This is a genomic window from Adlercreutzia caecimuris B7, from assembly GCF_000403355.2.
Taxonomy (GTDB): Bacteria; Actinomycetota; Coriobacteriia; order Coriobacteriales; family Eggerthellaceae; genus Adlercreutzia; species Adlercreutzia caecimuris.
This window is the reverse complement of the sequence record NZ_KE159646.1, coordinates 988,086-1,003,488: the sequence shown is the minus strand read 5'-3', so window position 1 is coordinate 1,003,488 and position 15,403 is coordinate 988,086. Positions and strand designations below refer to the sequence as shown.

Annotated in this window: 10 protein-coding genes; 9 read left to right on the top strand and 1 reads right to left on the bottom strand. The window is 65.4% G+C overall.

The features are described 5' to 3' along the window. The first annotated feature begins 6 nt into the window (after positions 1-6). The 5 genes from trmD (at position 7) to C811_RS07855 (ending at position 5,956) form a co-directional block, all read left to right on the top strand. Positions 7-981, top strand: a complete 975-nt coding sequence (trmD, locus tag C811_RS07875; protein WP_016309020.1) for a tRNA (guanosine(37)-N1)-methyltransferase TrmD — start codon at positions 7-9, stop codon at positions 979-981. A gap of 44 nt (positions 982-1,025) precedes the next feature. Next, the gene (gene lepB, locus C811_RS07870) at positions 1,026-1,598 is read left to right on the top strand and encodes a signal peptidase I (RefSeq protein WP_016309019.1); all 573 of its coding nucleotides are present in this window, start codon (positions 1,026-1,028) and stop codon (positions 1,596-1,598) included. 60 nt (positions 1,599-1,658) lie between these two features. Then, entirely contained in the window at positions 1,659-2,768 is a 1,110-nt protein-coding gene (locus C811_RS07865) for a glycine--tRNA ligase subunit alpha (protein WP_016309018.1), read from the top strand. Position 2,769: 1 nt separating this feature from the next. Continuing rightward, positions 2,770-4,857: a glycine--tRNA ligase subunit beta gene (glyS, locus tag C811_RS07860; protein WP_016309017.1), complete on the top strand. Its 2,088-nt coding sequence runs from the start codon at positions 2,770-2,772 to the stop codon at positions 4,855-4,857. A 187-nt stretch (positions 4,858-5,044) separates the two neighbouring features. Further along, positions 5,045-5,956 (top strand): pyruvate, water dikinase regulatory protein, encoded by a 912-nt coding sequence (locus C811_RS07855; protein WP_016309016.1) that lies wholly within the window; start codon positions 5,045-5,047, stop codon positions 5,954-5,956. A gap of 715 nt (positions 5,957-6,671) precedes the next feature. Here C811_RS07855 and C811_RS16515 read toward each other — a convergent pair. After that, complete coding sequence (locus C811_RS16515; protein WP_016309015.1) at positions 6,672-7,706, bottom strand: hypothetical protein; 1,035 nt, start codon at positions 7,704-7,706, stop codon at positions 6,672-6,674. 1,241 nt (positions 7,707-8,947) lie between these two features. Between C811_RS16515 and ppdK the strand changes: the two genes are divergently transcribed. The 4 genes from ppdK to C811_RS07835 all read left to right on the top strand — a co-directional run bounded on the left by ppdK (position 8,948) and on the right by C811_RS07835 (position 15,142). Next, positions 8,948-11,665 (top strand): pyruvate, phosphate dikinase, encoded by a 2,718-nt coding sequence (gene ppdK / locus C811_RS07850; RefSeq protein WP_016309014.1) that lies wholly within the window; start codon positions 8,948-8,950, stop codon positions 11,663-11,665. A 572-nt stretch (positions 11,666-12,237) separates the two neighbouring features. After that, on the top strand, positions 12,238-13,404 hold the full coding sequence (gene mtnA / locus C811_RS07845; protein WP_016309012.1) for an S-methyl-5-thioribose-1-phosphate isomerase: 1,167 nt from the start codon (positions 12,238-12,240) through the stop codon (positions 13,402-13,404). A 210-nt stretch (positions 13,405-13,614) separates the two neighbouring features. Next, entirely contained in the window at positions 13,615-14,376 is a 762-nt protein-coding gene (locus tag C811_RS07840; RefSeq protein ID WP_016309011.1) for a ParA family protein, read from the top strand. Then, positions 14,369-15,142: a hypothetical protein gene (locus C811_RS07835; protein WP_016309010.1), complete on the top strand. Its 774-nt coding sequence runs from the start codon at positions 14,369-14,371 to the stop codon at positions 15,140-15,142. The genes C811_RS07840 and C811_RS07835 overlap by 8 nt, the downstream gene beginning before the upstream one ends. Positions 15,143-15,403 lie beyond the last annotated feature (261 nt).

The window sequence follows — 15,403 nt, the reverse complement described above, 5'->3', positions numbered from 1 at the left end:
CGCGCCATGCTCATCGAAACCCTCTCGACGTTTCCCCATATGTACGACTCGGTCATGGGCGAGTCCATGATGAAGCGTGCCCAGGAGAAGGGCATCCTCGATTTTCGCGCCTACGACCTGCGCGACTGGACCTACGACCGCCATCGCACCACCGACGACGACCCCTACGGCGGAGGGGCCGGCCTCGTCATGAAGTGCGAGCCCATCTTCGAGGCCGTGGAGGCTATTGCGGGGAAGGGCTGCGTCGCGGCGAAGCTGGCCTCAGCCGAGGCTGGGTGCCGAGGGGTTCCGGGTGGTGCTCGCCAAGCGAGTTCCGCAGCGAACGCGATCAGCCCAGTGGGCTGTCGCGCCGAGCGAGGACTGTCCGAGCGACTGAGCATTACCCGGAGCCCCGCCCCCGAGGACTGTCTGAGCGAATGGGAATGCCCGCCGCCCTCGACTGAGGGGAACCCCGCCCCCCAGATCGTCTTTCTCGCGCCCCAGGGCCGCACCTTCGACGACGCCTGCGCCGCCGAGCTTGCCGCCGTCGACCGCCTGCTGTTCGTGTGCGGCCACTACGAGGGCATCGACGAGCGCGTGTACTCCCTGGCCGATCACATCATCTCTCTGGGCGACTACGTGCTCACCTCCGGCGAGCTGGCCAGTATGGTGGTTATCGACGCGGTGGTGCGCAAGATTCCGGGGGTGCTCGGCGCGGCCGACGGCCCCATCGACGAGTCGTTCACGAGCGGCCTTCTGGAGTATCCCCAGTACACGCGGCCGGCTAACTTCCGCGGCATGGAGGTGCCGGCGGTGCTTTTGTCGGGCAACCACGCGGCGGTGGCCCGCTGGCGCCGCGAGCAGAGCCTGGCCCGCACGGCCGAAGCGCGCCCCGACCTGCTGGCGGCCTTCGAGAAGTCCGGCCGGCTTACGGCCGCTGACCAGAAATTTCTGTTGTCTTGCAAACCCGGCAGGCGCGGCGAATCCGAAGCGGTATCATAGCTGTTCACTGTAATTTTCCACCGCAGGGAAGGGTTCGATTCTCGATGCACGAGCGCAAACAGGCTTCTCAGCCCGAAGGTATTCTGCATACGCTTCTCAGCATCATCGTTCTCGTCGCCCTGGTGCTGGGGCTGACGTGGGGCCTGCGCACGTTCATCTTCCAAGCCTACGAGATTCCCTCGGGCTCCATGGAGACTACCATCATGCCCGGCGACATGGTACTCTCCGAGAAGATCACCTACTACGGCCGCCCGCCTGCCGCCGGCGACATCGTCACCTTCGAGGACCCCGACCCCGAGCATATGGGCCGCATTCTCATCAAGCGCGTCATCGCCACGGGCGGCCAGACCGTTGACTTGCGCGACGGGCGCGTGTACGTGGACGACGTGCTGCAAAACGAGCCCTACACCCACGGTGAGCCCTCGCTGGCCCTGCGCAGCTACCTGTTCGAGGAGATCACCTATCCTTACACGGTGCCTCCCGGAGGGCTGTGGGTGATGGGCGACAACCGCACCAATTCCCAGGATTCCCGCTATTTCGGTGCTATTCCGGAATCGAGCGTGACCGGGAAGGCCCTGTTCATCTACTGGCCGCTGACCGATATCGGCCTGCTGTAGCGCCTTGCGCGCCGTGTTCCGTTTCCCCTGAGAACGTTGTCCGACCAGAGAAGGAGAGCTATGATCAAGGACGCCGCCCCCGCCGCCTCCGGCGAGAAGTTGCCCCCCACGTTCCAAGACGTCATCATGAACCTGCAGCGCTACTGGGCGTCTGTCGGGTGCGTGGTGCTGCAGCCCTACGACAACGAGGTGGGCGCCGGCACCAACGCCCCGGCCACCACGCTGCGCTCGCTGGGCCCGGACACGTGGCGCACCTGCTACGTGCAGGGCTGCCGCCGTCCCACCGACGGGCGCTACGGCGAGAACCCCAACCGCGGGCAGTTCTACTACCAGTTCCAGGTGCTCATCAAACCCTCGCCCGACAACATCCAGGATCTGTACCTGGGGTCGCTTAAGGCCATTGGCATCGATGTCGCGGCCCACGACGTGCGCTTCGTGGAAGACGACTGGGAAAGCCCCACGCTGGGCGCCTGGGGCCTGGGCTGGGAAGTGTGGATCGACGGCATGGAGGTCACCCAGTTCACCTACTTCCAGCAAGTGGGCGGCTTCGAGTGCAGTCCCGTGCCCGTGGAGATCGCCTACGGCCTGGAGCGGCTTACCATGTTCGTCCAGGGCGTGGACAACATGTACGACATCGTGTGGGCCCGCGGCGACGACGGCGTCACGTTCACCTACGGCGACGTGTATCTGGAGAACGAGCGCGAGTACTCCGCCTACAACTTCGAGGTGGCCGATACCGAGTTCCTGTTCCAGGAGTTCGCCGACCGCGAGACCGAGTGCCTGCGCACGCTGCGCGCCGATCTGCCGCTGCCGGCCTACGACTCGGTGCTGAAATGCTGCCACGCCTTCAACCTGTTGGACGCCCGCGGGGTCATCTCGGCCACCGAGCGCATGGCCTACATCCTGCGCGTGCGCACGCTGGCCAAGGCCTGCTGCGCTTCCTACATGAAGAACGTCGTGGGAATGGATGTGGACACCGCCGAGCTGGATGCACTGCTGGCCGCCGTGCCCGACCCGCGCGCGAAGGCGGTGGAGGAGAAGCCTGCCAACATCGTGCCCGCCCATCCCGAGCCGGCCGCGGGCTGCCCCGGCTCCGCTGCCGCGGCCGACCGCTCCGAGCGGGCCTTCGAGTTCGCGACTATTGCCGAGACGACCGATGAGGAGGCCTAAGATGGCGAACACTGCAACCCTTGCCTTCGAGATCGGCACCGAGGAGATTCCCGCCTTCGATCTGAAGCGCGCCACCGAGCAGCTGGCCGAGCTTGTGCCCGCCGCCTTGGACGCGGTGCGCATTCCCCACGGGGATGTGGCCGTCTACACGAGTCCGCGCCGCCTCATCGCCGTGGTGGCCGACGTGGCCGCGTCCACCGAGGCCCTGGAGGAGGTCTTCCGCGGGCCGGCCGTCGCCATTGCCTTCGACGAGGCCGGCAGGCCCACCAAGGCCGCCGAGGGATTCGCCCGCGGCAAGGGGCTTTCCGTGGACGGCCTGGAGCGCCGTGACGAGAACGGCACCGAGTACGTCTACGCCGTGCGCCAGGTGCCCGCCCAGGAGACCGCCGCGCTTCTGCCGAGTGTGCTGCGCGGTGTGATCGACGACATCAGCTGGCCGAAGTCGTGCCGCTGGGGCACCACGAGCGAGATGTTCTCGCGTCCGGTGCGCTGGCTGGTGGCGCTTCTGGGCGACGAGGTGATTCCCGTTCGGTATGCGGGCATCACCGCCGGGCGCGCGACCCGCGGCCATCGCTTCCTGGCTCCCGGGCCGCACGAGGTGGCTTCGGCTGACGCGCTGGTGGACGTGGTGCGTGGCGCCTACGTGGTGCCGACCCAGGCCGAGCGCGAGGCCGTCATCCGCGACGGCGTAGCCGCCATCGAGGCGGCGTGCGGGGCGACTGCCGAGCTTCCGGCTAAGACGCTTACCGAGGTCATCAACCTCTCCGAGTACCCCACGCCCATGGTGGGCACCTTCGACGAGGAGTTCCTGAAGGTTCCCGAGGAGATCATCGTCGATGCCATGCTCATGCATCAGCGCTACTTCCCGCTCTACGATGCCGATGGCAACCTCACCAACCGCTTCGTCATCGTGTCCAATGGCGATCCGGCCCACGAGGCCACTATCGTCGACGGCAACGAGCGCGTGGTGGCCGCCCGCCTCTACGACGCGAAGTTCTTCTACGAGGAGGATCTGAAGCGCCCGCTGGAGGATTATGTGCAGCGCCTGGACGAGGTGGTGTTCCAGGAGGCTTTGGGTACCATGCGCGACAAGACCGCCCGCGTGGTGAAGCTGTCGGCCCGTATCACCGCGGCCGCCGGCATCGAGGCCTCCGAGATGCGCGACATCGCGCGGGCCGCCTACCTGGCCAAGGCCGACCTGGTCACGGGCGCGGTCGTGGAGTTCACGAGCGTGCAGGGCATCATGGGCAGCTACTATGCCGCAGCTGCCGGCGAGCCCGAGCGCGTGGCCCGCGCCATCGCCGAGCACTACCGCCCGCGTTTCTCCGGCGACGCCATCCCCGCCGATGTGATCGGCCAGGTGGTGGCGCTTTCCGATAAGATCGACACCATCTGCGGCCTGTTTGCCGTGGGCCAGGCCCCCACCGGCTCCTCCGACCCGTTCGCTCTGCGTCGCGCGGCTTTGGGCGTGCTGGCCATCCTGGAGGAGACGGGGCTGCCCATAAGCCTCGTGGAGACCATCGACGCCTCGCTCATCATCTACCGCGAGGCCGGGCTTGAGTTCGACAACGCCTCGGTGCGCCGCGAGATCATCGACTTCTTCATCACCCGCGAGAAGGTGGCCCTGCGCGATGCGGGCGTGAAGGCCGACACCATCGACGCGGTGCTCGCCTCGTGCATCGAGGAGCCCATGGTGCTCGCCGCCCGCGCCCGTGCCCTGGAGGCCGCGCGCACCCACGAGCCCGAGGTGTTCGCCGATCTGGCCACCGCTTTCGCCCGCGCCAATAACCTGCGTGAGATCGGGCTCGGCACCGGCTACAAGACTGCCGAGCTCACCGCGGTGGAGCGCGATCTGTCGGATGCCGTGGAGGCCGCCGAGGAGGCTGTGGCCGCCGCCCTGCGCGAGGACCGCTTCGCCGACGCCCTTACGGCCCTGGCCGCCCTGCGCGCGCCGGTGGACCGTTTCTTCGAGACCACCATGGTCATGGACGAGGACGCCGAGGTTCGTGCGAACCGCCTGAAGCTGCTGAACCGTTTTGCCAACGTGTTCTCGCACGTGGCCGACTTCGGCCAGATGGCGAAGAAGTAGTGCTGGTCCGTTCGTCCTGACGGAACGAGCGGACGGCTCGATGCTGCGGTTGCGACTGCGCCTGCCTTGTGCACCTTGCCGCCTGCCCTTACGGCCTACAGGCCGTTCGGCCGCGGCTCGGCACGGATGCGGGCGCCTGTCGGAGCTTCTCCAGGCTCCCCGGGCGAACCTACGAGAGGATTTCAAAGTGCACAACCACACCCCTGACGAGCGTGCCGCCCGCGTGCCCACCATTCACGTGGTATCCGATTCCATCGGCGAGACAGCCCAGGTGGTGGCCCGCGCAGCCGCAGCCCAGTTCGGGGTCACCAACCCCCGGCTCGAGGTGTTCTCCAAGATCAAGAGCTACCAGGAGGTGCACGACTACCTGGTAAACCACGTGGCCTACCATCAGCGCACCTACGGCGATGACCGCATTCTCGTGTTCTACACCATCGTGGATGACGGCATCCGCCGCGAGCTGGCGGCCTTCACCGAGCGACATCCCAACATTCTGGCTGTGGACGTCATGACGAGCGCGGTGGACGCCATCGCGGACATGAGCGGCATGGAACCGGTGGGGGAGCCGGGGGCCTTGCGCGTGGTGGATCACAACTACTTCCGCCGCATCAGCGCCATCGAGTTCACCATCGCCCACGACGATGGCCGTGCGCCCGAGGACCTCACCCAGGCCGACATCGTGCTTTTGGGGGTATCGCGCTCCTCGAAGACGCCGCTGTCCATCTATCTGTCGCAGCAGGGCTATAAAGTGGCCAACGTGCCGCTGGACCCGTCCACCGAGCCGCCTGCACAGATCTTCGACGTGGATCGCACGCGCCTGTTCGGCCTGATGATTACCCCCGAGGTGCTCATCAGCATCCGTCAGAAGCGCATCAAGAAGGCCGCGGGCAAAAACGGCGGCGGCCAGTTCGCCATGCTGGCGAAGAACTACGCCGATCCCGAGTACATCTACCGCGATCTGGAGGCCTCCCGCGCACTCATGCGGCGGCTCGGGTGCATTGTCATCCATACCGAGGGTCGCGCCGTGGAGGAGACCGCCCAGGAGATTCTCCGCTACTACGAGCGCAGCCACCCCACCGCCGCCGACGTGCTCGGGTAGGAGGCGGCTCTCGCCCGCAGCCTGCGGCCGCCGCGCCGCGTCGCGCCGCCGTGCGAAGAGCGAGTGCCTCGCCGCGTCGCGACAGCGGGGGCGGTGGGCCGTGCGGCGCCAGCGGGGAGGGGCCGCGCCCGCAGCCTGCGGATGCCGCGCCGCGTCGCGCCAGCGGGGAGGAGCTCTGCTCGGTACCCCAGGCCCGGCACGGCCCCGATGAGGCCCCGAAACATGTTGCGTGCCGCCAAGACCCGCGATTCGCGCCCGACCGCGCTGTGAGAGCTTTAGGCTTGAGGTCACAAAGCATAAGATGTATAAGCGATTTCATGTGCAGTACCGTAAATCTGGCCACAACTTCCTGGATTTCTATGATTTTTATCTCGGCTTACCCTAAAGGATGGCAGATCCCTTCGCCTCGCTCTTGCGTCGTAGGTTATGACCAGGGGAAATGCAAGTTGACAAAACGGGAGGCTGCCGATGCCCGCTCGCTTGTCGTCGTTTTCCTTATACATCATGGGGTTTCTGGCCAAAAATGCTCGGAAGGGCTGTGAAACGCATATATATCCTCGTAATTTTGACCACTGCCGTTGACCCCGATGGCGCAAAAGCCGGCACGCAGGATGGCGACACCCCCTCTGCGCGTTGCCTCCCCCCCCGTGCGTTACCGACCCGCGCGTTATCGCCTGCCATGCCCCACCGCGCATTTCCGTTATCGCTCGGTCTGCTACCAGGTCGGCTCTGCTGTTTCGCCGCGCGAAGCCATCGCTTGAGTTTTGGCGCGCTGTCGCGTTAACCATTGTTGATCGAGATAACCATCCAACGACCAGCCGATACGGTACAACTCGGTCTGGCGACGGTGAAAGCCTGATGCTCGAATACGCAGGCGACGATGCAATCGGCGGCCGATTTCCCGGGCCACGGTCTCCATCGATTCGGTTGATGCCAGCTGGCTGGTGGTAACGGTGACCACCGCGTAGCCGTCCGCCTCCAAGGCCAAGCGCTTCTTCGCATCTTGGGTTATTTGACTTGGGGCGAGGTGCTCGGCGTTTGAGTCGTACTCCACAACAAGCTTTTCCTCTGGCCAGCACAGGTCGGGAATAAGCGTGCGTCGTCCCGCGACACGCTGGGCCCGTTGCGTGGGAGCGAGCCGTTCGTTGACTGTTGAGCCAGTGAGGCCAAACCCGCCGAACCGTGCGGGCAAGCCGAGCACCATGCGCATGAACACCTCGGGCGGCGAGTAAGCGTGCTCCGTCATGAACAGGAGCGCCTCCCGCAGAGGTCGGCTTCCGTCGACGGACGGGCATCGGTCGAGATAACTTTCGATACGCGCGACATCTGTCAGCGGACGGCGTCGCAGGAGACCTCCGCGGGATGTGGGATCGAGTGCGAACTCCGAACAGAGGGCGCTTCCGATTCGCACGATTTGGGGAAGGCTGAGGATTTGGGCCATGTGGGCCAGACACAGTTCAGGGCAGGCAGCGAGGATGCCATGATCGACGCGGAGAAACGAGCCGCGCGGATAGGGACGGCGCGAGGAATGAACTCGGCAGCCGGGTGGCTGCGGTCGGTTCCAGAGGCGCGTCAGCACATGATGGGGCATCGGGAGAAACGGCGCGCGTTCGCGGAGATAGGCGAGACCGGTCGCGCTCACGCCGCCGCTTTGAAGCACGCTGTCATCGGTTGTTCCGCGCGCTTCGGGTCGAGTGCGGGCGGTAAGCCACCACGCAAGGGCCGTCGGGCCATACAAGATGAGTCGCATGAATCCTCCTTTCCTGGGGGAGGGGAGACTAGATGAAAGCGTGTCGTCATTTCAACCGCCGCCGTGCCGCCCCCGAACCGCTCGAGAGTCGCCGCAGATTCCCAGTTGTGTCTCATTGCACCCGAATGTGCTGGTGAGCAGCTTGATCGCAGCGAGCGTCGTTGGCGGTCAAGAGGGTTCGGAGCCTGCACGCGCGACGGTGTTCGTGGAGAGATGATGGCAGCAAAGCTGATCAAGGGGATCGGGGAATGCAGTGGGTGCTTGCCTGTTGCGGGTTGGTGGCGTTGCACCGGCCGCAACGGGCTACGGGTTTGCGCGGCGGCGCATACTATCTGTGACGTGCGCACGGTCGCAGCAGATTGCAGGTCGGTGGGGCTATGGTTGCGTGCGTCTTGCAAGTTGGCGGGGCCGGTTGCGCGCTGCTGCGGGTCGGGCGGGGGCCGGTTGCGCGCTGGATTCCGGGGCGCAGGTGCCGCTGGCAGCGGCTATGGTCACGAATGGGCTGATGTATATGCCTTTGAAGCTCAAAGAGGTGTGTTTTGGCCAGAAAGAGGGAGATGTCTATGGGGTTTTGCCGTTGCAGGTGGATTGGTTCGGCAAGAAAGGGGGAGGCTTATGGAGAAAACCTAGGTGAGATGCTTGGAAAGAAATGAACGGGGTTCTCGCGATTCAAAATGGCCCGACAGGGGTCGCAAAATCTTATAAATTGCTGCGTTTGCGACCAGAAAGGGCGTGATGGGGTAAAAAAGTCATATACATCGTGTGAATTGTGGCCCGAGGCTGCCGCAGTCAGCGAGATTCCCCCGCATTCTGTGACCTGCGGCTGTCGGGGTATGCTTGGAGAGGCGGACAGCTTGGCGGTCGACAGGGCAGGGGTGGGCCAGTGGCACGGGGCTCGACAGCTTGGGGGTCGACGGCTTGGACGGCCGGCTGCTTGGGCCACCGCTCGGGAGATTTTGCGGTGCAGCGGCAAGTCCATGGCCGCTGGGAGTGCCATCGGACGGGAAATAGCCTATAATCAGGGACAGTTCATTTATGAGCGCGTCGGGGCCGTCGGCATCGCGCCGCAGGCGACCGACCGCGCCGCTTCCGTTGCCTCGCGTTCGCGCTGCTGCGCCGCCTCACAGCTGCCGGCGGCACCGCGGGAGGGGGCATCGCGTGGTTGCGGTCGCATTGCGGACGAGGGCCCGGGCGAACAAGGTAAGCCGCACGCAATCGTGCACAGCTTAAGGAGAAGTAAGGTGACAGAAGCAGTGAAGCGCGTCTACGCCTTCGGCAAGGACGCCAACGGGAACAACGTGACCGAGGGCAACACCGATATGAAGTGGGTGCTCGGCGGCAAGGGCGCGAACCTCGCCGAGATGGCCAATATCGGGCTGCCGGTGCCTCCGGGATTCACCATCACCTGCCAGACCTGCATGGAGTACGCCAACGCCGACAATACCTGGCCGGCCGGCGCGCTCGACACCATCGCCGAGTACCGCGCCGATCTCGAGGAGCGCATGGGCAAGCGCCTCGGCGATGCGGAAGATCCGCTGCTCGTGTCCGTTCGCTCCGGCGCCCCCTTCTCCATGCCGGGCATGATGGACACCGTGCTGAACCTCGGCCTGAACGACGAGTCCATCAACGGCCTCATCAAGCAGACCGAGAACCCGCGCTTCGCCTGGGACTCCTACCGCCGCTTCATCCAGATGTTCTCCAACGTAGTGATGGGTCTTGACGGCGACCTGTTCGAGAACGCCATCGTGGCCATGAAAAACGACCGGAACGTGGCCTCCGATACCGACCTGACCGCCGAGGACCTGCAAGAGCTCGTCTCCGAGTTCAAGGCCATCTTCTCCGAGAACGTGGACGGCGCGGCCTACCCGACGCTGGTGGTCGATGGCGCCGTGCAGTTCCCGCAGGATCCCATGGTGCAGCTGCAGCTGGCCATCGAGGCCGTGTTCGGCTCCTGGAACAACCCGCGCGCGGTCCTCTACCGCCAGAAGGAGAAGATCGCCGACGATCTGGGCACGGCCGTGAACGTGCAGTCCATGGTGTTCGGCAACAAGGGCGAGACGTCCGCCACGGGCGTGGCCTTCACGCGCAACCCCGCCAACGGCACCAAGGAGTTCTACGGCGACTACCTGGTGAACGCCCAGGGCGAGGACGTGGTGGCCGGCATCCGCAACACGAGCCCCATCGCCGAGCTGAAGGAAGTGGAGGGCCTGGAAGAGGCCGGCGCCCAGCTTGAGGAGATCTTCGAGGTGCTGGAGAACCACTTCCGCGACATGTGCGACATCGAGTTCACCATCGAGCAGGGCAAGCTCTGGATGCTCCAGACCCGCGCCGGCAAGCGCACCGCCGCGGCCGCGCTCGCCATCGCCATCGCCATGGAGAAGGAGGGCCTCATCACCAAGGAGGAGGCCGTCATGCGCGTGGCCCCCGACCAGCTCGACCAGCTGCTGCACCCGCAGTTCGACAAGGACGCCTCCTACGACGTGGTGGCCCGCGGCCTGAACGCGTCCCCGGGTGCCGCGGTGGGCGAGGCCGTGTTCTCCGCCGCCGACGCCGTGGCCGCCGCCGAGGCCGGCCGCAAATGCGTGCTCGTGCGCTGGGAGACCAACCCCGATGACCTGGCCGGCATGATCGCCGCCGAGGGCATCCTCACCTCGCACGGCGGCAAGACCAGCCATGCGGCCGTTATCGCCCGCGGCATGGGCGCGCCGTGCGTCTGCGGCGTGGAGGCGCTGAAGATCGACGCCGCCAAGAAGGAGGCCGCCGTCGCTGGCACCGATATCGTCATCCGCGAGGGCGACATGATCTCCATCGACGGCACCACCGGCATCGTGGTGCTGGGCGCGGTTGACCTCGTGATGCCCGAGCTCACGGGCGATTTGGACACCATCCTGGAGTGGGCCGACGAGTTCCGCACCCTGGGCGTGCGCGCCAACGCCGACAACCCCGAGGACGCCGAGCTGTCCCGCGACTTCGGTGCCGAGGGCATTGGGCTCTGCCGTACCGAGCACATGTTCCTGGGTGACCGCAAGCAGATCATCCAGACCTTCATCCTGAACGACGACGAGCTTATCCGTGAGAAGGCCGTGGCCGATCTGTACGAGGCCCAGGTGGGCGACTTCTACGGCATGTTCAAGGCCATGGACGGCCTGCCGGTCATCGTGCGCCTGCTCGACCCGCCGCTGCACGAGTTCCTGGAGAGCCCGCGTGAGCTGGACGTGGAGATCGCGAAGCTGGAGGCCGCCGGCGCCCCGTCCGACGCCATCGCCGAGAAGCGCGCCCTGCTGGAGAAGATCGACGGCTTTGCCGAGCAGAACCCGATGCTGGGTATGCGCGGCTGCCGTCTGGGCATCGTGTATCCCATTCTGCCCGAGATGCAGGTGCGCGCCATCGCCACTGCCTGCGCCCGTCTGCAGAAGGAGGGCTTCGCGCCGAAGCCGGAGATCATGATCCCGCTCGTGTCGGTGCTGCCCGAGCTGGCGAAGCTGCGCAGCGTGGCCGAGGCCGTCATCGCCGAGGTGGCCGCTGCCGAGGGCGTTGAGCTGTCCATCCCCGTGGGCACCATGATCGAGCTGCCGCGCGCGGCCGTGACCGCCAACGAGATCGCCACCGAGGCGGACTTCTTCTCCTTCGGCACCAACGACCTCACCCAGACCACCTTCGGCTTCAGCCGCGACGACGTGGAGGGCGAGTTCGTGCCGCAGTACCTCAACGAGCACCTGCTGCCCTACAACCCGTTCGCCACCATCGATCCCGGCGTGGCGAAGCTCGTGGAGATGGGCGTGGAGCTCGGCCACGAGGGCAATCCCGACATCGTGTGCGGCGTGTGCGGCGAGCACGGCGGCGATCCGGAGTCCATCCACACGTTCAACCGCATCGGGCTGAACTACGTGAGCTGCTCGCCTTACCGCGTGCCGGTGGCCCGTCTGGCTGCCGCCCAGGCTGCCATCAAGCAGCGCTAGGGAAGGCGCGCCCCGCTCAGTGTGGGACGGCTTGCGGAATGGGCGACCGTTGCGCTTGGCGGCGCAGGGTTTCGTCCTCCCATGCGAGGCGGTCTGCGGTGCCGAGAGGCGGCTTGCGGAACGTGCGAGCGCGACGTTTGAGGCGCGGAAGGCTTCGGTCTCCCGCGCCTTTTCATGCCAGAATGGCGTTGCGTGCGTGAGTTGGGGGTGCTACAATAGTGCTAACGGAAGCCCGGTGTGGTTATCGGGCAGTGCCGTTCTGGTTGTGAGGCTCGGACGCCGCTACGTCCGAGCCTTCTTTATCAACCAGTGGACGCTTCTGCTCGGTGCTCTGGATACAGAGTTTCACCGCCGCCGTTGCCAACCCTGTGAGAGCGGTCAGCAACTGAATGACAACGAGAGCTATCTCCATAGGCCATCACCTCCTGCCCTGTTGGACGAGCCAATAGATGCAGAAGGCACTGCCAGCACGCGGGACTTACACCGTTAGCGAGTACAAAGTATCGTAATACTTATTGCAATTACAGTCTTGACTTTTGAATATGATGATTGACCTGGGAAAAGGAACTTCTATGAACCTGCATCTGGAAAATCTGCCGCGGACGATTTCGGTGCATTGGGCTGTTGATAACCTCGCAGACGCTGCCAACGGGGATGCCGCGCGTGCCGGCTGCGGGGGAGTCTCGTGTGGGGACGCGGTTGTAGATGCGGGGGTGCCCGCCGTGCCCCAGGTGGCGATGATCGATCAGCGCGCGCTGCCCTCTGAGTTGGTTGAAATCCGCACGTCGGATTGGCGGCAGGTGGTGGATGCGGTGAAGACGCTCGCGGTGCGCGGGGCGCCGGCCATCGGCGTGGCAGGGGCTGCCGCCGTGATGCTGGCGGCCTACGAGCTGGCAGAGAGAGGGGCGCCGGCGGCATCGACGGCGGCGGCGCTGTTCGCGGTGCGGCTGCGGGAGGCGGCGCGTGTCATCGCCGAGGCGCGGCCTACGGCGGTGAACCTGTCGTGGGGCGTGAACAGGGCGATTCAGGTGGCCGCTGGGGCCCTGAAAGCGGGGAAGACTCCTCGACAGACGGCGGAGGCGCTTCGCGAGCTCACGGGCGATCTCATCGTTGAGGACGAGGCTATCAACCGGGCCGTCGGGGCCCATGGGGCGGCGCCTCTGGCCCCGATCGCCGCCGCGAAGGAGCGTCCGCTGACCATCCTCACCCACTGCAACGCTGGCAGCTTGGCCACGGCCTTCTACGGCACGGCCCTCGGCGTGGTGTACGCCGCGGCCGAGCAGGGACTGGTGGAGCGCGTGTACGCCGACGAGACGCGTCCGGTGGGCCAGGGTGCGCGCCTGACGGTGTGGGAGCTGTCCCGGGCCGGGGTGCCGGCGACGCTCATCTGCGACAACATGGCCGCAAGCCTTATGGCAGCCGGTCGTATCGATGCTGTTGTGGTGGGCGCCGACCGCATCGCAGCCAACGGAGACGCCGCTAACAAGATCGGCACCCTGGGCGTGGCGGTTCTCGCGCATCACTTCGGCGTGCCCTTCTACGTTGCCGCGCCCGAGAGCACCCGCGATAACGCGTGCGCCACGGGTGCCGATATCCCCATCGAGGAGCGCGACGCCGCTGAGGTGCTTGCCCACCCCATCGAAGGGGTGGAGGTGTTCAACCCCGCGTTCGATGTGACTCCGGCTGCGCTCATCACCGCCATCATTACCGAGAAGGGCGTCTGGCACCCTGGCTCTTAACGATCCAGCGCACCCCCGTGCACGCACCGAGCCGCACCCCCGCGCTGCTCTCCTGTGCCGCCCCAAGTTATGTAAAACAATTTCCGTGACCTATTACACCCTATATTCCTAACAACATTATATGTTATAGTTGTTACAGAGAGATTATGGGAGAACTACGTCGTCTGAAGATGGGCGATCGTCTGAGGACGGACGGGGAAGGACAGCGGAATGATTACACTGGCGGCGGCCTCGCAGAAGGGCGGCGTGGCGAAGACGACCACCAATCTGGCCATCGGCGCCAAGCTCACTCAGGATGGGGCACGGGTGCTCTACATCGACCTGGATCCTCAGATGAACCTCTCCACCACGTTGAAGGCCGCGACTGCCGGCGTTGCCTCGTCGCTCGAGGTGCTCACGGGTGAGGCTACCATCGCCGGGGCAGCCCAACTCATCGACGGCTACGCGGTGGTGCCGGCCAGCCGCCTGAACGGCAAGGCCGACGACCTCATGTCCAGCGTGGGGAAGGACTACCGCCTGCGCAAGGCGCTTTCCGCTGTGGCCGACGATTACGACTTCGCCATTCTGGACACTCCGCCGGCCCTCGGCACGCTTACGGTAAACGCGCTGACGGCATCGGACTGGGTGGTTATCCCGGCCCAGGCCGATGCCTACTCGCTCGACGGCGTGACCGATCTGGCTGCCACCATCGAGGCTATCCGCGAGTACACCAACCCCGACCTGAAGATCGCCGGCATCTTGCTCACGCGCTACAATCCGCGCACCTCCATCTCGCGCATCATTCACGAGGATGCCGAGGCCATGGCCGCGGAGCTGGACACCAAGGTGTTCCGCGCGTGGATCCGCGAGGCCACGGTCATTAAGGAGGCGCAGGCGGTCAAGCAGCCGCTGTTCGAGTACGCACCATCGGCCAAGGTGGCCTACGACTACCGGTTCTTCATCGAGGAGCTCATGGAGGGCGTCAATGGCTAAGAAGGACTTGCGCGCGCAGATGGATGCGGCCCGTGCGGCTGCAGCGTTCATCGGGGCAGCCCAGGAGAGCGCGCACGCGGAATCGGAAGAGGATGCGGCGTCTGTTGCGTCTGGCGTGAAGACCGGCGGGAAGGCCTCGGAGGCGGTTGCGGAGGAGGCGGGGGCGCCGAGTCGGGTGAGGGTTGAGGATGCGGCGGCTGTCGGCGGGCCGCAGGAGCTTGCCGTCCCCGCGGCGAAGGCGCAGCCGGCTGCCGCTTCCGCGACGGGGGAATCGGCGGCCAAGGCGCCCCGGTCGTCGAAGCGCACGCCGCGCCAGGTGAAAAACGCCGCCTCGGACGTGACGGCGCCCGCCATGGTGCCGGACTTCTTCGCCGACACGATGCTGGGCGCCGGAGGTGCGACGAGCTCGCCCGCAAGCGAGCCCGCGACCGTGGCGGGGGGAATGGCCGCCCATCCTCCAACGGCACCAGATACGGTGGCTCCTGCGCAGCCGGCTGCAAAGCCGAAGCGGGCGCGCAAGCCCCGCAAGAAAATGGCGGATGCGGAAGAGGCGGCGGAAGGGGGCGCGAGCCGCATGACCGCCCAGGTGCTCGTTCCCATGACCGCCGAGCAGCGCGAGCACGCCGACTTGCTCGCCCAGGTGATGAAGATCACCCGGGCCGAGGTGATGCGCCAGGCGCTGGACGAGTATTGGGACAACCACAAGTCCGAGCTGCAGGCGGCCGTGGCGGCCTACGAGCAGCTCATTCGCAAGTTGATGAAGTAAACGGCGTATCCGCCGACCGACGAGGATTGCGGGGACCCCGGCCCTATGGTCGGGGTCCCCGTGTATGTGCCGGGCCCTTTGCCGTTCGTCGGAGAAATTTGCTCTTTGCGTGTCAATGGAAAAAAATTAGCGAAAAGTTTTCTTTGTTACCAAACTGTCAGGATATATACACCTTATTATATATAATGATTATTGATCTATATAATATAGATATAAAGCGAAATTGCAAACGCAGTATTCTATAGTCATATAGAAATATAG